Annotated in this window: 13 protein-coding genes and 1 pseudogene; 7 read left to right on the top strand and 7 right to left on the bottom strand. The window is 37.0% G+C overall.

Annotation, left to right across the window (positions count from 1 at the left end; genetic code table 11):
- Positions 1 to 128: 128 nt before the first annotated feature.
- The 3 genes and pseudogenes from FTV42_RS12685 to FTV42_RS12675 all read right to left on the bottom strand — a co-directional run.
- Positions 129 to 287: pseudogene (locus tag FTV42_RS12685) on the bottom strand (FeoB small GTPase domain-containing protein); the annotation flags it as partial.
- A complete protein-coding gene (locus FTV42_RS12680; RefSeq protein ID WP_004665962.1) occupies positions 277 to 537 on the bottom strand; it encodes a FeoA family protein in 261 nt (86 codons plus the stop codon). The pseudogene FTV42_RS12685 and the gene FTV42_RS12680, both read right to left, overlap by 11 nt.
- An 11-nt stretch (positions 538 to 548) precedes the next feature.
- Complete coding sequence (locus FTV42_RS12675) at positions 549 to 1,829, bottom strand: cation transporter (protein WP_180038970.1); 1,281 nt, start codon at positions 1,827 to 1,829, stop codon at positions 549 to 551.
- Between the two features lie 90 nt (positions 1,830 to 1,919).
- Between FTV42_RS12675 and cadR the strand changes: the two genes are divergently transcribed.
- The 7 genes from cadR (at position 1,920) to FTV42_RS12640 (ending at position 10,511) form a co-directional block, all read left to right on the top strand.
- On the top strand, positions 1,920 to 2,312 hold the full coding sequence (gene cadR / locus FTV42_RS12670) for a Cd(II)/Pb(II)-responsive transcriptional regulator (RefSeq protein ID WP_004733193.1): 393 nt from the start codon (positions 1,920 to 1,922) through the stop codon (positions 2,310 to 2,312).
- Positions 2,313 to 2,454: 142 nt separating this feature from the next.
- Positions 2,455 to 2,865, top strand: coding sequence for a hypothetical protein (locus tag FTV42_RS12665; protein ID WP_131367341.1), 411 nt, complete (start codon positions 2,455 to 2,457; stop codon positions 2,863 to 2,865).
- A 49-nt stretch (positions 2,866 to 2,914) separates the two neighbouring features.
- On the top strand, positions 2,915 to 4,282 hold the full coding sequence (locus FTV42_RS12660) for a TolC family protein (RefSeq protein ID WP_180038969.1): 1,368 nt from the start codon (positions 2,915 to 2,917) through the stop codon (positions 4,280 to 4,282).
- A 1-nt stretch (position 4,283) separates the two neighbouring features.
- Positions 4,284 to 5,534: an efflux RND transporter periplasmic adaptor subunit gene (locus tag FTV42_RS12655; protein ID WP_180038968.1), complete on the top strand. Its 1,251-nt coding sequence runs from the start codon at positions 4,284 to 4,286 to the stop codon at positions 5,532 to 5,534.
- Positions 5,524 to 8,682 (top strand): efflux RND transporter permease subunit, encoded by a 3,159-nt coding sequence (locus FTV42_RS12650; protein ID WP_004733184.1) that lies wholly within the window; start codon positions 5,524 to 5,526, stop codon positions 8,680 to 8,682. The genes FTV42_RS12655 and FTV42_RS12650 overlap by 11 nt, the downstream gene beginning before the upstream one ends.
- A gap of 86 nt (positions 8,683 to 8,768) precedes the next feature.
- Entirely contained in the window at positions 8,769 to 9,668 is a 900-nt protein-coding gene (locus tag FTV42_RS12645) for a cation diffusion facilitator family transporter (RefSeq protein WP_180038967.1), read from the top strand.
- 138 nt (positions 9,669 to 9,806) lie between these two features.
- Positions 9,807 to 10,511 (top strand): IS6-like element IS1006 family transposase, encoded by a 705-nt coding sequence (locus FTV42_RS12640; RefSeq protein WP_001067784.1) that lies wholly within the window; start codon positions 9,807 to 9,809, stop codon positions 10,509 to 10,511.
- A 263-nt stretch (positions 10,512 to 10,774) separates the two neighbouring features.
- Here FTV42_RS12640 and FTV42_RS12635 read toward each other — a convergent pair whose 3' ends face one another.
- The 4 genes from FTV42_RS12635 to FTV42_RS12620 all read right to left on the bottom strand — a co-directional run bounded on the left by FTV42_RS12635 (position 10,775) and on the right by FTV42_RS12620 (position 21,340).
- Positions 10,775 to 12,007, bottom strand: coding sequence for an ATP-binding protein (locus FTV42_RS12635; RefSeq protein WP_171265371.1), 1,233 nt, complete (start codon positions 12,005 to 12,007; stop codon positions 10,775 to 10,777).
- Positions 12,008 to 12,542: 535 nt separating this feature from the next.
- Positions 12,543 to 14,198 carry an HNH endonuclease signature motif containing protein gene (locus tag FTV42_RS12630; RefSeq protein WP_180038966.1) on the bottom strand — a complete coding sequence of 552 codons (1,656 nt, stop codon included), beginning with the start codon at positions 14,196 to 14,198 and terminating at the stop codon, positions 12,543 to 12,545.
- Positions 14,199 to 15,525: 1,327 nt separating this feature from the next.
- Positions 15,526 to 18,981, bottom strand: coding sequence for an integrase (locus FTV42_RS12625; RefSeq protein WP_180038965.1), 3,456 nt, complete (start codon positions 18,979 to 18,981; stop codon positions 15,526 to 15,528).
- Positions 18,974 to 21,340 carry a hypothetical protein gene (locus FTV42_RS12620; protein WP_257223449.1) on the bottom strand — a complete coding sequence of 789 codons (2,367 nt, stop codon included), beginning with the start codon at positions 21,338 to 21,340 and terminating at the stop codon, positions 18,974 to 18,976. The genes FTV42_RS12625 and FTV42_RS12620 overlap by 8 nt, the downstream gene beginning before the upstream one ends.
- Positions 21,341 to 21,344 lie beyond the last annotated feature (4 nt).

Raw genomic sequence — 21,344 nt, 5'->3', positions numbered from 1 at the left:
CAATGGCTTTTATGGCTTCAGCTTTAAATTCTGCGGTGTAAGTCTTCTGTTTCTTGCTCATGGTAAACTCCTAATGAGTATGTATAGTTTACCAAGTTAAACCCTCCTGTTTTTTAAGCACACATCAGTATTGCATCACCAGAAGGTAATTTAAAAGAACCTTCTTTTCTTTCTACGGTAACCCCAGCATAGTTGGCAACTTTTTGTCGCGTACCAGTAAGCGTATTAAATAAAGAGGTTTTTCCACAATTTGGATTACCGACTAATGCAATGTTCTTAATCTTCATTGGATACTAACTCTACAAAAATTCTTTCAGCTTCATTCTTTCTTAATGCGAATCTTGAAGTTTCAATTTGAACTAAAACAGGATCTCCGCCAAAAACACCTTTAGCGAGTACTTGTAGAGTTTCACCCTCTCTAAAACCTAATAGTTGGAGCCGTTCCAATACGGGATCAGTGGTATGACTGTATTGATTACCTTTTTTGAGATCTCTAATTTTGACGATCTGATTTTGTTTAACTTGAAATAGATTCATTTTCGATACTCTTACTTCAAAGCCAAAATCTTTCGAGCACCATTAAGCACGAATAAAGAAACCAGGATGCCAATGATTAAGTCTGGGTAAGCTGATCCCGTCCACGCCACGAGTACACCGGCAAATATAACGCCCATATTTACGACAACGTCATTCGCCGAGAAAATCCAACTGGCTTTCATATGTGCGCCATCTTCTCGATGACCAGAAATAAGATATAAGCATGTCACGTTAGCTATAAGTGCGAGCAGGCCAATAACAATCATGAGCGTTGATTCTGGCTCGCTTCCAAACATGAATCGTCTAATGACATCAATAATCACGATGACAGCAAGTAATAACTGAATCCAACCTGCGAAATGGGCTGCTTTCACTTGATATTTCGCAGCTTTTCCGACGGCATATAGCGCAATACCATAAACGGCTGCATCGGCAAACATATCTAGAGAATCAGCAATCAATCCTGTAGACGCAGCAATAATTCCGCTGATGAATTCTATAAAGAAAAGTAGAGCATTAATGCCTAATAACAGTTTAAGTACTTTAGCTTGTCTCACAGGATCAGGTTCATTAGGTATATCGCCTGAAGAAAGCTGTGTTTCATCAAGTTTCGCCCCAAAACCCAGTCCTTCAAGTTTGGCCGTAATTTGCTGAATCCCTTCATTATGGAAGACTTTCAGTTTTCGATTGGGAAGATCAAAAGTAAGACCTTTAACTGCTTCAATATCTGCAAGAGCCATACGGACCATTTGCTCTTCAGCAGAGCAATCCATTTTAGGAATGGTATAGGTACTTGTTTGCTTAGCCTGTTGATTGCTTATATAAGTTTCAGTCTTCACAAGCTTTGCACCAAAACCCAAAGCTTCAAGTTTGGTAGTTATATTTTCATCTTTTTGATTATGTAGAACCTTTAAAGACCGGTTAGGTAAATCAAAGATGAGTTTTTGAACACCATCAATTGAAGATAGCGCCATACGAACCATCTGTTCTTCCGCAGAACAATCCATTTTGGGAACTAAGTATTCACTCATGTAGTGCGAATCTTTTAAAACGTTTTCAGTGCTTAAATTTTCTTTGGGATCAGAACCACAACAGGATTGAGCGGTATCTTCACAACTGTTTGAAGTGTTACAGCAAGGAGATGAAGATTTTTCTTCTTCCTCTTCACCACAACAGCTAGGCGTATTATCACAATTCTTTGAATTGCTTGCTTCTGCAATTGATGGATGATTTTCTTGTTGAGATTTCTTATCTTTGCATGGTGTTTCTTTACTACATCCACAGCCACTCATAGTTATACCCATTAAAAAAATTTATAAACTTTGAATATTAGAATCCCTATAGTTACTATAGAGTCAAGATTTTTTGGAAATACCAACTCAATGCATTTAAAAATTGGTGAACTCTCTAAAAAAACCTCATGTTCAGTATTAACAATTAGGTTTTATGAAAAGGAAGGTTTAATTCCGGAACCCGAAAGAACGGAAGGAAATTACCGCCTTTACGATATAGGCTATGTTGAGCGAATTAAGTTTATTTTGAATTGCCGAACTTTAAATATGAGTTTGAATGAAATTCGTCAATTACTTACCTATAAAGACAAACCTGAGAAAAATTGTTCAGATGTGAATGAATTAATTGACTTACATGTCAGTGCTATCAGAGAAAATATAATCAAGCAACAAAAGCTTATTGAACAATTATCTGATTTAAGAGGTACTTGTGATGGTTTATGTACAATTGACCAATGTGGAGTTCTAAAAAATCTAGCTTGATTATCTAGACCTATGCTTTTTTCAAAAACTCTGTATATCTTTACTTAAGGCTGAAAAAAGATTAAGGTGACTTAAATTTTGTGATCAGATCTTAGATAGCTTTGGTTAGCTTCCGATTGGTGTTTTAAATACAGATTTGTGTATGAAGAGAAAAACATTTCTAATCCAGATATTGGTACTCTTATTCACATTCCAGAATATTTGGAGTGTGGCAGAGGCTGCTTGTCTGCATGAAATGCCAAACATACCCAATTCAATACTCTCTAATCCAATCGATTTAGACGAAAAGAGTGATAGTCCTCGTCAAGCACTTTATTCCCTAGAAAACTATAAAGAAATTTATGACTATTGTCAGAAGGTTTGTTTTAACGAAAAGTGCAGTCATTTCTCAAATACAATCGTGATTCAGATTGACCCACCCGATGATCTGAAGCTTAAAGCTAATTTTGAGACCGGCATTACCCCAACTTATTTGGGAATAACTTTTTATAAATCCCCTTATCTGAATCAATTAACACCCCCTCCTGATTTGCCCCTACTATTGGTGGGGTAGTCTTATAAAAGCCCACCACTCCTAATTTCATTATGCGTGGGGCATTTTCATGTCAAAAAACAAATTACATCAGGATACCTCCATCCTGAATTTATCCTGGTCAGCCTTAGGTAGCGGTATCTTGCTATCTGCAATGATCAGCTTCAGTACTTCCGTAGTCGCCAGTACTCAAGATTTAACGCTGCAGCAAGCTATTGAGCAGGTTAACCAATATCAAGCGTCCCAAAATTTCTGGGAAACGCAAAATAGTATTAATGCCACGAATCTTCAGCAAAGTAAGCTGTTTAAAAATCCTGAATTGTCAGTTGAACAAACGGGCTTTGGTTCAAATAATGAAAAAGAGCTTGCCATCGGTATATCACAACCTTTGGATATTTTTGGTGAGCGAAAAGCAAACCAAAAATTAGCCAGTCTCTCTACAGATAAAACAGCACTGAAGCAGAAGATTTATCAAGCGCAAATTGAGCTTGCAGTGAAATATGTATGGTCACAACTGGCCATTGCCGAACTTGAAAGAAACATTGTCAATGAACAACTTCGGGTGAGCGAAGAAAACCTTAAAGCGATCGAGAAGCGCTTTACTGCGGGCGGTATCGCGCAAGTAGATGTGAATCGCGCACGTTTAAGTCATGCTGAAAATATCCGTCTTTTTAGACAGGCCGACTTACAAGTCCAAGTGGCCACCCAACAATTATCAAATTTATGGGGAACCTCTGATAAGTCATTGCAGGTAAACCTCTCTTCACAAAAGCTCTGGCCAAAATCGACTCATCAGCAGGTTCAAGAATATTTAGCGGAAAACTACGTTGAGAAATATCGAGCTTTACTGGTATTAGAGTCTCAAGCAACGGTTGATCAACTAAGGGCAAAGGCACGTCCTAACCCCACTTTAAACCTAGGTGTCAACCGCACCCAATCCTTGGAAAACTCCACACAAAATCAATTAGTAGTCGGAGTCAGTGTACCGCTTAATATTTTCGATCGTCAGCAAAATGGCATAAAAATCGCGCAAGAAAAAATGAACTTATTAGAGCGTCAGAAAGAGTTTTATCTAAAGCAAAATGCGCTGCAAATAGGCACAATTTTAACCGAGTTGCAGGGTTTAGAGCTGCAATTCAAAGTCGTTGACGAGACTCAAATTCCTTTGGCGACTCAAGTTCAAAGTAAGACGCTACAAGGTTTCTTGGCAGGCAAGTTTGCTTTAACCGATGTTCAGCAAGCTACGCTTCAATTACAAGACATCCGTCTGCGTAAAGTCCAGTTGTTACGGGATGGCTGGCAAAAGGCCATTGAAGCAGAAAGTTTGAGCTTAGGCATTAGCCCAAGTGAAGTCATGTCGAAAGATGCTATTGCACAAATCAATCAAAACTTATGGCAAGACATACAGGCCATGCCTGTCATTGGTGGGGGAAATTAACATGTTCGATCTTAAAAACAGCTTAAAAAAACAGAGCGGAAAAATCTCTCAACCTCTACTGATTGGTTTGGTCATCGGCGCAACCGTACTCCTCAGTATTTTCTTGATCTTAACTGGTAAGAATAAATCTGAAACATCAGATGAACATGCAGAGGAAGAAGGCGCAGAGGAACATGGAAGTGAAGAACATGGCGGTGAAACCGAAGAGCATGCAGAAGGCGTGAGCCTGACGGCCAAGCAACTGGTGGAACAGGGCATACAGTTATCAGCGGTCGATCAAGGTCCGGTGGTTAAATTAAGTTCTTATCCTGCCAAACTGAATGTGAATACGGATCAGCAAGCGCATGTCTCACCGAGTTTTAGCGGTCATGTAGAAAATGTTTATGTAGAACTCGGTCAAAAAGTTCAGAAAGGACAGCCTTTGGCTGCGTTGCTTGTTCCTGATCTAGTTGATCAGCAGGCCAATCTTAAAATTGAACAAACCAACCTTGAACTGGCGAAACAAGACTATGATCGTGAGCGTCAGCTTTGGTCACAGGGCATTTCAGCAAAACAGGACTATCAACGTGCTTATAACAGCTATAAACGGGCACAAATTCAGGTTCAAGCGGCCCAATCACGTTTAAGTGCATTTGGTGCAGTGAATGCCAGTAACGGACGCTATATTTTGAAAGCTCCCATTTCTGGCGTGATCAGTAAAAAGGATTTGGTTCTCGGGGAAAATGTTCAGTTAGCCGATCAACTCTTTACGATAGACCGGTTAGATCAACTCTGGCTTGAGTTTATTGTTCCAAATTCTGAAATTATGGGCTTAGCCCCGAATCAAAAGATCGAATTTAAATCCTTGCAAACGGAAAAGGTCTATCAGGCTGTTATTCAGACTTTAAATACTGAAGCGGATATTCAAACAGGTCGTCTTCAGGTGCGAGCAAAAGTTGAATCGAATGCAACCGAATTACGTCCAAACTTGATGGTGAACGTACAGTTGCAACAACGGAGTGAAAGTACCGCATTACGGGTACTTAAGTCCGCAGTTCAGAATGTCGATGGAAAAGATGTGGTTTTTGTCGCCACTCAGCATGGACAAAAAGTTGAATTCAGTCCGCAACCGGTGAAATTAGGGCAATCATCTGGGGAGAGCCAATGGATTGAAGTGGTGAGTGGGCTTAGTCAGGGACAAAAATATGCCGCTCAAGGCAGTTTTTTACTGAAATCCGAGCTGGAAAAAGGAGAGGCTTCACATGAGCACTGAAACTCCTCAAATTCCAGACCACGAATCGGTAAAACCTGAAGGACTGTTTGATCGACTGATCCAGTTTTCTATCCATAACGCAATCTGGGTCATGCTGTTTATTGCGGCTTGGATTGCTATTGGTATTTATAGTTATCAAAAGTTACCGATTGATGCTGTACCAGATATTACCAATACTCAGGTGCAGATTAACACTTCAGCCAATGGTTTTACGGCTTTAGAAATGGAACAGCGGATTACATATCCAATCGAGAATGCCATGTCAGGCATGCCGAAAATGGAACAAACCCGTTCGATTTCACGCTACGGCTTATCGCAAGTGACCATCATTTTTGAAGATGGCACGGATATTTACTGGGCCAGACAGCTTATCAACCAGCGCTTGCAAGAAGCAATGGGAGAAATGCCTGAAGATGTGCAACCTAACATGTCGCCTATTTCGACAGGTTTAGGTGAAATCTATCAATGGGTGATTAAAGCCGAACCAAATGCTAAAAAGCCGGATGGAACCCCTTATTCGGCGATGGATTTACGTGAAATTCAGGATTGGATTGTAAGACCGCAATTACAGCGCGTAAAAGGCGTTGCTGAGATCAACAGTATCGGTGGCTTTAATAAAACCTATGTGGTTGCCCCTGATCTGAACCGATTGCAACAATTGCAAATTCCTTTGTCTGATTTACAAACTGCCTTAACAGAGAATAATGAAAACCGTGGTGCTGGCTATATTGAGAAAAATGGACAACAGCTAACGGTTCGTGTTCCCGGCACTTTAAACACGATTGAAGATATCCAGAACATCAGTATTGCCAATAAAAACGGCTATCCGATTCGGGTGGCAGATGTCGCCAATGTCTCAATTGGTCATGACTTGAGAACAGGGGCTGCAACCTATAATGGTGAAGAAACTGTATTGGGTATTGCCATGATGATGATGGGAGAAAATAGCCGTACCGTTGCTCAAGCCATTGATGAAAAGGTGCAATCGATCCAGCAATCGCTACCTAAAGGTGTGGTGATTGAGACTGTGTATGACCGTACGCATTTGGTTGATCGGGCGATCAAAACCGTTCAGAAAAATTTGATTGAGGGTGCAATCCTCGTCATTGTTATTTTATTTCTCTTTCTAGGTAATTTCCGTGCTGCGCTGATCACGGCTTGCGTTATTCCACTGTCAATGCTGTTTACCTTGACGGGAATGGCAGAGCAGAAGATTAGTGCAAATCTGATGAGTTTAGGGGCACTGGACTTCGGTATTATTATTGATGGTGCAGTGGTTATTGTAGAAAACTGTATCCGTCGGCTAGCAGAAGCTCAGAAGCTGAAAGGTGGTTTACTTAGCCGTTCTGAAAGATTTAAAGAAGTCTTCTTGGCTGCAAAACAGGCGCGTCGTCCTCTGATTTTTGGACAGTTAATTATTTTGGTGGTTTATCTACCTATCTTTACCCTGACGGGTGTAGAAGCCAAACTTTTCCATCCTATGGCAATGACTGTTGTACTGGCTTTAATTGGGGCCATGATTTTATCTGTCACTTTTGTGCCAGCCGCAGTTGCCCTATTTGTCACTGGAGAAGTCAAGGAAACCGAAAGTCGCTGGATGCATTGGCTTAAAACCAAATATGAACTGCTTTTAGATAAAGCCTATGAGCTTCGTTTATTTGTGACTATTGTGGCTGCCTGTATTTTAGTGCTTACGGGCGTGCTAGCCACTCAAACAGGTAGCGAGTTTGCACCTCAACTGGGTGAAGGTGATTTTGCTGTTCAGCAAATGCGTTCCCCAAGTACAGGGTTAGAACAGTCACTGAGAATGCAGGAAAATACTGAAAAGTTACTGTTGAAAGAATTTCCTGAAATTAAAGCGATCTTTGCCCGTACCGGTACAGCAGAAGTGGCCACAGATGTTATGCCACCCAACATTTCAGATGGCGTGGTACTGTTAAAACCTCATGATGAATGGCCTGATCCAAAACAAACGATTGATGAGCTTCGCCAAAGAATGATTACTTTCTTAGCGACATTGCCGGGAAATAACAGTGAGTTCTCGCAACCCATTGAACTGCGCTTTAACGAGTTAATTTCAGGGGTGCGAAGTGATGTGGGTGTCAAATTATTTGGTGATGACATGGAGATTCTAAATCGCGAAGCGAATAAAATTTCTCAAAAAATTAACTCAATTTCAGGCGCGACAGCCGTTAATGTAGAACAGACCAGTGGCTTACCCTTGTTGAATGTAGAGGTGGATAAGTCCAGAGCTGCACAATATGGCTTGTCGGTAAGAGCAATTCAGGATCTGGTAGCTACAAGTGTCGGTGGCCAGAATGTTGGAACAATTTTACAGGGAGACAAGCGTTTTGATTTTGTCATCCGTCTAGATGAATCCCAGCGTAGTCCTGAACAGTTAGCGGTACTTCCTATTCAATTGCCGAATGGTGGTTTAGTCCAACTGCAAGATGTGGCACGCGTTGAAAATATCCTGGGTATTAATCAGGTCAGCCGTGAAAATGGTAAACGTCGAGTGGTTATTACTGCAAATGTAGAAGGACGTGATTTAGGCTCATTCGTAACAGAGCTTCAGAGCACGTTATCCAAACAGGAATTACCAAGCGGTTATTGGATAGATTATGGCGGTCAATTTCAAAATCTGATGTCTGCAAAAGCGCGTATGCAATTGGTGGTTCCGCTCGCATTGTTGACGATCTTTATTTTATTGATGGCTGTATTCCATAATATCAAAGAAAGCTTACTGGTCTTTAGTGGTGTACCGTTTGCCTTATGTGGAGGCTTAATCGCGTTGTGGTTGCGTGACATTCCATTATCCATGTCAGCAGGGGTTGGCTTCATTGCACTATCGGGGGTGGCTGTACTGAATGGCTTAGTCATGCTCACCTTTATCAAAGAGTTGCGACAACAATATGACCTTTATTATGCAACGTGGCAGGGTGCAATTTTGCGTCTTAGACCTGTGCTGATGACCGCTTGTGTGGCGTCCCTTGGGTTTGTCCCGATGGCTTTGGCAACCGGAACTGGGGCAGAAGTACAGAGACCTTTAGCAACAGTGGTTATTGGAGGAATTATCTCCTCTACCCTGCTTACATTGGTTTTATTGCCCGTACTGTACCGCTGGATGAATGAAAAGAAAGTTTCTTAATCCAATAGATTAGTCGATTTACAGCAGAGATATTGGCTGTTATCCAATATCTCTGCTCATCATAAATAGAATAAGGAAAATATTTTATGTCAGAACATCATGATCATAGCCATGCGGTTGTTACTGAAGAAAATAGTAAGAAGTTAATGGTTGCCTTAGGTTTAACGACTACTTTTTTAATAGTAGAAGTTGTCGCTGCTTTTATTACCCAAAGTTTGGCTTTGTTATCTGATGCAGCTCATATGTTTACTGATGTAGCCGCTTTAGCTATTGCTCTTGCCGCTATCAAAATTGGTAAAAAAGCCGCAGATGATAAAAGAACTTTTGGCTATCAGCGATTTGAAATTTTAGCGGCTCTGTTTAATGCGGTGATGCTTTTTGTGGTAGCAATATATATTGTATATGAAGCTTATCAACGTTTTACGAACCCTGCTGAAATTCAAAGTGTTGAAATGATGATTGTCGCGGTCATTGGTTTGGTCGTAAATTTGATTTCAATGAAAATCCTTTCTGCTAGTGCTGAAGGAAGTCTAAATATAAAAGGTGCATATTTAGAAGTTCTTAGTGATGCTCTAGGATCGATAGGCGTGATTATCGGAGGAATAGTTATTTATTTTACCCAGTGGATGTGGGTTGATACCGTAATCGCTGTGTTAATTGGCTTCTGGGTCTTACCTCGAACTTGGATTTTATTAAAACAAAGTATTAATATTCTGCTTGAAGGAGTTCCTGATGAGATTGATATTGAGTCGTTAAGAAATGATTTATTGATGCTAGAGGGTGTTGAAGGGATTCATCAGTTGAAAGTCTGGGCTATATCCTCAAAAAATATTCATTTAACTGCTCATTTGGTTGCTCCGAATAGCAATACAGATCAACTCTATCAAAAGGCCTTAGACGTTCTAAAACATAATCATAGTATTACTGAAATTACGTTACAAATAGAAAGTACGGAATGTAATACATTGGAACAGCATAAACATTAAAGTGCTGCTCTTTCTACATAATGGACAGATGACTAGGCTGATAAACCTTACCATTTTCCTGTATTACACTTCTATTGGCACTGTTGCAAATAACCACGAATGGTAAGCTGAAGACTGTTTTAGCTAAAGGTGCAGCATATGAATCCTTTCCATGGTCGGCATTTTCAGGGCGAAATCATTCTTTGGGCTGTGCGCTGGTATTGTAAATATGGCATTAGCTATCGTGAACTGCAGGAAATGCTGGCCGAACGGGGTGTGAATGTTGATCACACGACTATTTACCGTTGGGTTCAACGTTATGCTCCTGAAATAGAAAAACGTTTACGCTGGTATTGGCGTAATCCTACAGATCTGAGCTCGTGGCATATTGATGAAACCTATGTAAAAGTGAATGGACGATGGTCTTATCTGTATCGTGCAGTCGATCAACGTGGCGATACCATTGATTTTTATCTTTCTTCTAGACGTAATACCAAATCAGCATATTGTTTTCTTGGAAAAATTTTAAATAATGTGAAGAAGTGGCAAATTCCACAAGTGATCAACACGGATAAAGCACCCACATATGGACGTGCTTTATCACGGTTAAAACGGGAAGGTAAATGTCCACCAGACCTTGAGCACAGGCAGATTAAGTATAAAAATAACGTGATTGAATGTGATCATGGCAAGCTAAAGCGGATCATCAGGGCCACATTAGGATTCAAATCTATGAAGACGGCTTATGCCACAATTAAAGGTATTGAAGTCATGCGTGCACTACGTAAAGGACAAGCATCGTCATTTTATTATGGTCAGCCTCAGGGTGAAGTGTGTCTAATCAACAGGGTTTTCGGTCTCTAAGTACTTTTTAAAGGGAACATCATCGACTCAAATCTCTATTTGCAACAGTGCCGGAATTAATATCCTTCAGAAACTCCAGCGCAATTCTCGCTACTTTCAGTAAGCGACTCTGGCTCAATCATGATAGTCTGACTCAATCGAATCGAGGTAAATCGATCCATCACAATTGGAGCAGAAATTATGCTTGAATACATTCTTGAATGATGCTGAAAAGTCTTTGAGTTTTAATTAATAAATAAGAGTATCCATGTCTACCCTCAACTTTACTTATTTTCAGATAGCAACCAATCGAGAGCATTCATTTTTACAATACCATTATAATTCGCTTCAGTCCCTATCGTGTCTAAGGTAAGCAAATACTTGGGATACGAATCAGAAATTTTCTGTAATGGACGTAATTCTCGGCTGAGTGTCTCCTCATTGAGCGTTTCTAATGCCACCTGATAATAAGTTAAATTCTGAAAAGTATCGACAGCAACAAAATCAATTTCATATTCATCAACCCGCCCTACATAGACCGTATAACCTCGTCTGACAAGCTCAAGATAAATCACATTTTCTAAGATATGACCTTGATCAGCATTAGCATCAGGCAACATAATCCGGCGCAATCCGACATCAACTAAATAGTATTTTTCAGAGGATTGTAATAACTCACGCCCGCGTACTTTAAACTGTGCGGCACTATAAAATAGCAAACTGTCCTGTAAGCCCTGAATATAGCGTTTTACTGTTTCAAATGAAATCTTAACCCCACTTGAAACAAAGGTATTTTTAATTTTATTGATGGAAATAGGTGAGCCTGTCACGCTTGCCAAATATCTTGCGACACGCTCGAGAGAGTTAATATCGGCAGTATTCAAACGGGGAATAACATCTTTAAACATTACACTGGCATAGACCGCTTGCAAGTAATCATAGGTTTCCTGCTGGCTAGTCATGGCAAGCGTATAAGGGAAACTACTGCGCGTATACATGGCATACAAATCACGATTGGATAATTGTTGGATGATCGGATTATTTTCAATATGCCACTGTTTAAATTCTTGGAATGACAGAGGTAAAACATGTTGCTCTATATAGCGTCCTGTAAGTAAAGTCGCAAGTTCTCCACTTAGAAAGAATGCATTTGAGCCTGTAATATATAAATCGATATAATCCCGAACATATAAAGAGTCGACTACTTTCTCAAAATTTGTAACATGTTGTATTTCATCTAAAAAAACATAGTTTTTTTTACTTTTATCAACTTTGGATAATACATAATCATGTAGTTTACGGTAATCGGTGAGTTCTTCAAATTCCATAAATTCGAAGTTGATGGCAATGATGTTTTCGGCTTGTACGCCCTGTGCTTTTAGGTCTTGTTGAAACATCGCCAATAAGGTGGATTTTCCAGAGCGACGCACACCTGAAAGTACTTTAATGACATCACGGTCTTGCCATGTATTCAGAAATTTTAAGTAGCCATCACGTCGAATATTAGCGCTTCTCATTATTTACACTTAGAATCTAAAGTTTTAATAAATTCTATCAAATTTTAGAACGTATATGTAAATATATTTAATTTTAGAAAAAGTTTAAAGGTTAAGTGAAACATTCAAAGCTACTTTAGAAGCATGTAAACAGCAGATCTGATCAAAATCCAAATTCTGTCTTTTTGATTATTTTCCATGTTATGTTATTTCATTGATGCTACGAGTTAACTGCTATATAAATTAAGTGAAAAGTAAATGGAACTAAGATGTTAACTAGAGTGGAACTCATTTTTATTGTGCTAATGGTATCAGCCTTATTGCGTATGAATTGCTAAAAGGTTTATTTTAAAGTCACCTATACATGTTTTTGATCAAAAAAAATGCCCATAGGGGGAATCTATAGGCAAAACTAAGGACCTTGACGGTCATTCAGAAACTACAGCTAGTTTCTGGTTGTGATTCTAAAGTGAATTAAAAACAACCACATTGGCTGAATATATCAAAAGTTAAATCATTGATAAATTTTAGAAAATTAATTTACCCCCTCTGCTGCTCAATACAGTAATTCACCAAACAAATCCGCTCTAATCTCTTCCAGGCTCAGATCTGATTTCATCCTATTACAGATGGGATGAACCAGCAGACCATTCTCTAGAACGCCTTGCCCACCTACGGCTTTGGCAATCCTATGATCCGATTCAGTAGAATCAAGATAGATCAATCCATCACAAATGAGGCAAAAGTTATGATTACCCACCACAAAATTGTGCTTAAGCAGACTCTTGGTTAATGCCGAAAAGGCCTTTGGCTTTGACCGAGAAATTGGACTAATCGACTCCACATATCCCACCACATTCTTGACTACTGCATCATCATAACCACCCAAAAACCTTTCGACATAGAACTCGTTAAAGTTTATGTACTTGAAGGCCTTAGACATGGACAGAATAAAGGTATTCAGGCATTTCTCATCATCAAAATCAACCTCCATTTCCAAGCTTAAGCAAATAAAGGCTTTATAGACAATTTGTAGCCGATCATAGCCCTTGATACCACTGCCGAACTTGCCGACCGTTTCGGTGGTCGCCACGGGGAAATTGGCGATCAAGAACTCAATACTACGGCGTACCCGGGTGAAGTCCTTGAAACTAATCTTTCGATGATGAATCTGCATGCGGCTTTCATGAATTTCATACACAATTGAAAACCATGCAAGAAAAGAAGTAATCTGAAAACGCTGATCCTTATAAAAATATAAGTATGGATGTAAGCCCAAACTCGGAACCCCAGCATTTTTTACAGGCGTCGCTATTCTGCAAAGAATGGTCAACAGATGCGACATTAGGTTTTCAACGCGCTCCCCCTGATTCAGACTCATAATATTATGAATCTGATCACCCGCAATGATATTCATCAGCTCATTGACCAAGCCAATTTTTTTGCCATGACTCATTTCATTGTCTAATAAAATGGTCGAAAAAAGTAGCTGGTGGATCCTCTCCCCTAACTCAATCAACCCATTTAAACGTGTATATTGGAGCTCTTCTAGGTTAGATTTATTGTCATTGATATAACAACAGGCATAGATCGCATAATACGCGTCACTACCGCGATTTCTTAGGTGATATTCCTCATATTTATCTAAACGTTTAGTATCTGAGTTAATCGATTGAAATACCCGTCGCGCATCTTCCGGAGTTCCCAGTACCTGCCTGAAACTGATTTTAATATCGCCTAATTTCGATTTTTTTTCTGCGAATTCGGCATCAGTACAAATTTTTTGAAAATCAGCGAGATCTCCTAAATAATTGCGGAGGTAACGAATATCTTGTTTTTGTGGATCATTGAAATTAGGTGCTTGAGTGACTTGCTCATCCGCAAAATATCTATTAATCCACGCATAGATACAGGAAAGACGATGTGCTCCATCAATAATGTAAATATTGCCGTGTATATCTTTCCAATACAAAATGCATAAATTGATGTTTTGATCTTCTGTGCAATCCTCAATAAAGTTTGCAATTTCTTGCACGCTCCAACATTCCGTAGAACGCTGGTTATCCGCCTTAAATAAACATTTGATGATTGGATGCTTTTCAAAATCAGTCAGTGCCACTTCAAAATTGTCACGCTGCATTGAAGGTGTCATTTCTTCTGGCAACATGACTTTACGCTGAATAATATTGGTCAATAGTCGTGTAGAACCCATTTCTTATTTTCTCCAGGCAACACTTTCCTACTTTCGCACAAGTACGAAATTTGAAAATGTATATAGTTGGATTTGGTTAAAGCTGTGAATTAAATGACCGTCAATATCCAGTCAGCGCTAACAAAAGAGACCTAAGAGAAATGGGGGGATTAGATAATAAAATCTTCATGTTTAGTACCTGTAGTTTAGAGTTGACTATCTACAACCATCTTTTCCACGAGATGGAGGTAGACCAAACAGGGGTGGAAATACCGCACTACAGAAGACGGCCAGTCATAGACTGCCCTGCCTGGCCTACCATAATGGCAAACTAAGCATAATAAGCACAAAAAACCGCTAAAGCGGTTTTAATGCTTCTGTAGTAATTTTCAGGTTTCCACGCCCGATTACAGATTTTGCTGTAATGTAATTATCATATGGGTATCTTTTTCTTTGGTCAAACCAAATTAGAATTTTTTATTCATTTTTTAGTGATATTTTAAAATTGAATGCTGGCTTAATTTTTTCAAAATTTTAGCCGAAAAAATCCCTGTATTTTACCTACATACAAGGATGCGTGTTTAGCTCAAAATCTATGCTGCATACTTATAGAAGGATTACCTAAGCTAATTAATTTATCTTCTCCATTTTTTGGGATCTCATTAAAATCTAAAAATAATCATATTGGTGGACTCCCAAGCCTTTGCTTTGTAAAACAGCAGGTTTAAAAAGCAAAGGCTTGGGCTATTTTTCTGAAATATATTTGCTTAGGCTATTTAAAAATTAGCTTATAAAATCAAACCAAAAACACAACCCAGTTTTCTATGCTGTATTTAATATTATAAATCTAGCAAAATTATTTTTTTTATTTATAAAAAATAAAAACTAATTTCCCTATTTTACAGAATAAAACAAATCAATTTATATGGTAAATAATTTGTATTAACTCACTAGTCTATAAAATTTACCTTATATATAATTTTATATTTTATAGATTAAATTTAAAAAATAATATCCGAATAAATTTACAAGAATAATAAAAAAATACAATTAAATTTAATATTATTTTCTTCTGTGATTCATACAAAATCTTTTTATTTATTGAGTATTTTTTTTTGATAATCTCTCGTCCAGGCTATTCTCAAGAAAAAAAATTATCAAAAATCAACCTCACAGAGTGCACACCTCCCTCTTAGTGTCCCTTTTTTTGACCAAAAAAAAAGAGGAACCTTACATAAATAATGAAAAAATAATCAAACATGAATTACATAAAGTTATATACCACTGTTTTTTATATATTTTTTTAATATAAAAAAACTGTAGCCCCCTACTGCTCCGGTAAAACATTTTAGACCATTTTCTTTTGACCCAGGGAAGGTACTCCAAGGCATTTCATCTTAAAAAAGATACTTTGTAGTACAATTTTTTGTATCAGATGATGCTTTGAATCTGCTTTTTTATTACTAATTTTATAATATTTTATTTTAACTTCACTCCCTATTTTTTTATCAAAATCACTTGAACTTGATTTTTCTATATCTAAGTAGGATTCTACGTCTGAATATATTTTGGTAATAATCTCCACAAATGAATCGTACAATTTTAAATCTTTTTGACAGACTGCTTCAAAAACTAAAACTGATCGATCATTTTTCAATGAAATTTTATTTTCCAAAATATAATAAAAATTTTTAATTTCTTTTGGGGTAATTTCTTTGTCAATTATGAATGGCTGGCATATTCCATATAAATACGACCAATTGATCATTCGCTCCCAATTTAAATCCATTTCTTGCAGATCACGCTCCTCACTTCTAGCTATTTCTTTATCTTTATAAATATAAAATTGTCTACTAATTGACTTTATTAAGTTAACAAGCTGGTCTTCAGGATTTATGATCCGGTCATTTGCTTTCCATTCCTGATATGATTCTAGAAATCTTTTTGGATATAAAAAACTCATTTGTTTTTTTTCAATTTCATCTTTTTTTAAGAATTGCTTTGGATCATTATGTTTTTCAAAAACCTTTAAAAAAAACTTAGATTTTTGAAGAATGTTAAAAGCTGATTCATCCTCAGATATCTTTAAGGATTTAAATTGAGCATTAATAATTTTGCTATTTTTTAGTAATGCACCAATCAATTCAGGCTGATATTCACGTTTTGCTGTATAAAACATGTCTGCAATTAAAATATTAAGATGATGTATATAGCTACTTGCGGTCACGTTAAAGTCTTCATGCCCCATTAGATGTGCTAAACGTTGCCATACATCTGCGCTATGTAATGATGCATGATCGATATTTTGCAATATATGCTTTTTAAGCCTACCTACAAACCTAGAGTCATAGTCAGTAAAACTACAGATAAGCTGGTGGCTGCCTTTCAATAAAATTGCTAAGTGTGATGCAGCACTATGCCTAAATGCGTGAAATGTATATGAATGATCACTTGTCCCTAATACCAGATTAAACAAGCTCCTAGTGATTTTTGATAATTGTTGATTTTCAAAGGTGAAGAGTAATGTATTCTGTACTTGTAATTCCGCTTCGCCCAAAGAAGCAGCTAAATATTTTTTATAAAAATCACAGAACTCTTTAAATTCATTTGGATTTAAAAAATAGGATAAATCAAACTGACGATTTGCATTTTCGTTTTTAACATTACGGTGAGAGTTGGAATGAATTTTTAAAACCAGATTTTCAATATCTGAATTGGATGATTCATTTGAAGTCGTATCTTTAGGATCTGACTTTGCTTCGTAATATAAACGATTATTTTTAAGATGACTTCGAAGCTGTGCAGAGTCAAAATCATTGAGACGGATGCCTGTCACTTCATCAATACGCAAACCTAGTCTAAATGCGAGTCGATAGACCCATTGCAATGCAACTATTTCATTCCCTGAAATGCCTAAAATGTGTGGATAATTTTTCACAATTTTCATCATTAATTCAAACATCTGCGGACTAATGGTCCGTGTTTTTAAAAATTTCCCGCTGTCTCTCTGATGTTCATACAAGTACGCTACTACTGGTGCATCATGCTTGTTGACCAAATACTGATGAAATGTTTTTAACCTCGCGAAAGAATAGCCAGAGGTGTCGTGCTTTTTATTATCATTTTTCTCAGCGATTGTTTCCTGCTTTTCCTGATCTTTCATTGATTTTTCTAAAATAAGGTACTCATACATTTCTTCAAATTGTTCTTCGATGGCATTATTCAAATTTATTTGATATTCTAAAATGTAAATTAAAAAGTCAGAAACGAAGCTGTGATAATAACGTTTTATCGATGCCACCTGAAGTGATGCTTTACCAGAGCCAGAATTGTAACCTAGCTCATACTTTAACCATTGGCATATCCGTAAATGTGCGATTGCCACCACATAATCAATATATTCCCCCTCTCCAGCTTCATAGGAACGTATATCGCCCTCTGATTTATTAATACTTGTGTTCAAAGCTTCATTAAACTTGGCTAGTGTCAACTCTTTACCATCTTCACTAAATGATAAAAGCAATGATTTTATATCATTACGTTTACCCATCCGTTTATCATTATAAACTTTAACGTTCTGATCACTAGTAAAAACAGAAAGCTCTACAGTGTGATGAGTATTTTCAATTCTTTCTTGAATCGTTTTCCAGGTATCAAGCTGATGATAAATAGCTATATGCTGTTCATATATCAAAGGCGTAGTGATAATTTTGTTATTAAGTACACTTGTACTCAATAGATCTAAATTTGGAATCTCCTGCCAAAGAACATAATCAATATGCTTGAAAGCAGAAAAACGACGTCGCTCAAACTCTTTGATAAATTGATGATCAGGAACAACATCTTTAAAGTGTGCTTTTAGCCGCTTATAAAGTAAATCTTCCCGCTTAACTTTTTGATCTTGATCATCGTGTGTTTGCTGCCAAATACTAAGAGGCGATGTAAACTGTAATGCATAACCTTGGTTACCATGAAGATGCTCTCGGATACGCAAATAACAAAGCATTGAGATTGCGTTAAAATATATTTGCTGTGTTTGCCATAATTCCACATCTCCTTGGCTATCATAACGGTAGAAATTGCCATATTTTTGAGATGAGAGAGTGTATGAGAAAACGTAGGCATGATTCTTTGAACCAGAGTAAATTGGCAACAGTCCACTGTCTAGATTCATTTCAAAAATTGCATCATGAATTGCAATAAGCCGTTCAGGATGAATACATCCTTGATCGAAAATTAATGATATACATAGACATTCAAATAATATGTTTACTAAGTTTTGCTGAGCTTCAACTGTAGATTGTAAACTTATATTTTGAGTCTTTTTATTAAGAGAATAGCTCCACTTTTCATAAAATTTTTCTTTAAAATCAGCAAGAATAGCTCCATAACACAACTTGTCCTCTGTTAAAATATTATCGCGGCGCGGTAATGTTGCTATTTTCCAATCTGGTAATTTAATATCGTAAATTTTTGCATGATCTGGATTTTTTTTTTGCCACTCCTGATACTCTTGTTCACAAATAATTTTAAAGTGTTTAAAACACTCCTTGAGGTAAGAGCGGAAATATTTTTTGAGCTGGGAATGCTCACAAACTTTTATTAAAACTTGCTGATAGTTTGTAAATTTATCAGCAATTCGTTGATCAAGAAGTTTAAAATCAATCTCGACACCATTCACCTTTTTCTGAGTATATTTATGATCAATCAGCTCAGAAATTTGATTAAAAATTGCTTTTGTTTCTGTTTCAATCGCATTTTGTAATTGCTCTAGAATCTCTTGATTTAGTTCTTTGTTAATCACGCGATTTTTCCTGGGTAAACAAGTCTAGCTCCAAAATTTCTAATTTTTTCAGTAACGCTTCAACCTGTTGTTGAATTTCTGTTTTGTAATGAAAAGGACTTAAGGATGAAGTATGGCCAAACCCCATGGCAATACCATCATGTGCATAAAGGGTATTATGAATATCACTGCTGAGTTCAAGATGGTTTTTGCTAAAATGCCTTGGCCAGTTTTTATAAATCTGAACTGTTTCTTTCAAGTAATGCGTCACAAAAGCTGCTGACATTGGTGCCAAAGTAAGATTGTCTGCTATTTCTATAAAGTCAACGCTATGCTTTTTGGAAGTCAGTTGAGGATGGATAAGAATACACAGCATGAATTCATTTTTTTTCCACTGCTCCTGCAGATATTTCATGCCTAATGCAGTGATTGTCTTATCTATATACTCTCTGTATGCATCAAAATGCTTTTGCCAATAACCTACTACAGGCACTAAACGACCTTCTTGTCGTGAACCAATTTTTTTGTCATGAATATAGATAAATTTTGATTTTGAATCATAATTTTTGATCAAACCTGGCATACCCATCGTGGGTCGTACAGTGAGGCAAATTAAAGACAGATGCCACATCCAAATGCTATAAGCATTTAATTTCTCAATCCGATTGACTTCATCATTCGTTAAAGTAGTCTGTACATAAGCATAAAGATTTTTAAAAAATTGAGTTGCTGCTTTGATAGTCCAGCAACGCTGACTACCTATACGTTGTTCTCGGTCAAAGATATAACCCGGATGCTGCTCTTTTTTCCATAGATCACCTTTTTTTCGGTTTATTAAACAATCAATGTATCTTTTAAAATGTCTATTTATCTCTTCAATATTACGCCCTTCATAGGACCAATTAACCACATGATTCGTATCGTGATTTGCCATTAAGTGTGCTACGAGATCATCACCTGTCTGCATATTCAGATGGAAATATATTTGCTTTTCTAAAATTCCACATGAAATCTTGTCCAAATTATACGGTTTGAAAAGCTGCCTTAAAAAACGATTGTATTCAGGAACAGATAGTTCTTGAATAACATTTTTTTTTAATTGAATAATCCAAGCACTAGGAATATGCCATTTATAAGTGGAGGCTTTGTTATAGCGCTGTAATTTATCACTCATAATGCCCAAATGATTTACATTCAACTTTGGATCAATCACCCAATAATAAGATACTTCGATTACTTCTGTTTCTTCTGCTACTTTTGTTTTTTTTATTCTTTTTACTTTTGTTTTTTCTAATATTTTTCCTTTTTCAATCAAATTATTAATATCTTTAAAGATAGTAGGACTCAGACCAGTCAGCAGTGACATCATGCCACATAATGCCAAAGAAGATTGATCATAAAAGATTGTACTATTTTCTTTGAGCATTTTATCCTGATAACAATCGTGCAATACGTTGTATACCTGATGTAATAAACTGGGTGCTAGATAAAGTGGATTACTTACAAATGGGACTTCACGTCTCTGAATAATTTTTTTGAGCTTTTCATCGGATATCATAGAACTTGCACGCTTACTGATATCATCATGTGTAGGATCAAGAATAGTTGCTGATTTTTCATCTATCTCGACTTCTGTGTCATCATTTTCTATATGAATAGGAGATGACCCTGAGTGGTTTGTTACATCAATCTCCTTTTTTATTCTTTTTATCAAATCCTTGATACTAAGTTTCTTCGATGAATTTAATTCCCTGTTGTTAAGCTCATTACAGACAATACAAAATTGCTCAATGTAACGGTCTAAATCTAATGAGATGGAGTGCTTTTGCATCTCTTCACCAGTTAAAAATTCTTTAAAATTGCTGGTGTTAAATTCATCGATTTTTTTAATTTCATTGGTAATTTTGTCACATGGTATTTTTTTTTCCCCACGGTCTTTAAATTGGTTCTGCAGTAACAGTTTTAATGCATAACATAGTTGATTAAATTTCTTATGTACTCTTTCATCATCTACTATTCGCTTAAAATCTATCAGTTTTGTGTTTGTGATAGGCTCTTTATCTTTAGAACTAGAATTCGGTAAAATGATAAGTTCTTTGAGCATTTCACAAATTAATCCAGTCAACAGATAACCATACTGATGCCCTTCTTGTTCAATTTTAGTCCATTGAGTTAAACCAGCCAGAATTTTATGTTCCGTCACAATTCTCTTTTTTTTAATAGTAACTTGGATTTTTTCTGCAGCAGCATACAACTCATTCTTATTTTGAACGTCGAAATCTTTGAAAATAGCTTTTTTTTCACCAAGTGACTGATTTACCCACTTTTCCAATACTTTGATTTCTTCGTGTAGATCTGACAATCCATCAGTATTAGTCATACAG

It is taken from the genome of Acinetobacter sp. YH16052 (genome assembly GCF_013417155.1).
GTDB lineage: Bacteria > Pseudomonadota > Gammaproteobacteria > Pseudomonadales > Moraxellaceae > Acinetobacter.
Note: the sequence above shows the minus strand (reverse complement) of the source record. Positions and strands in the feature narration are given on the sequence as shown.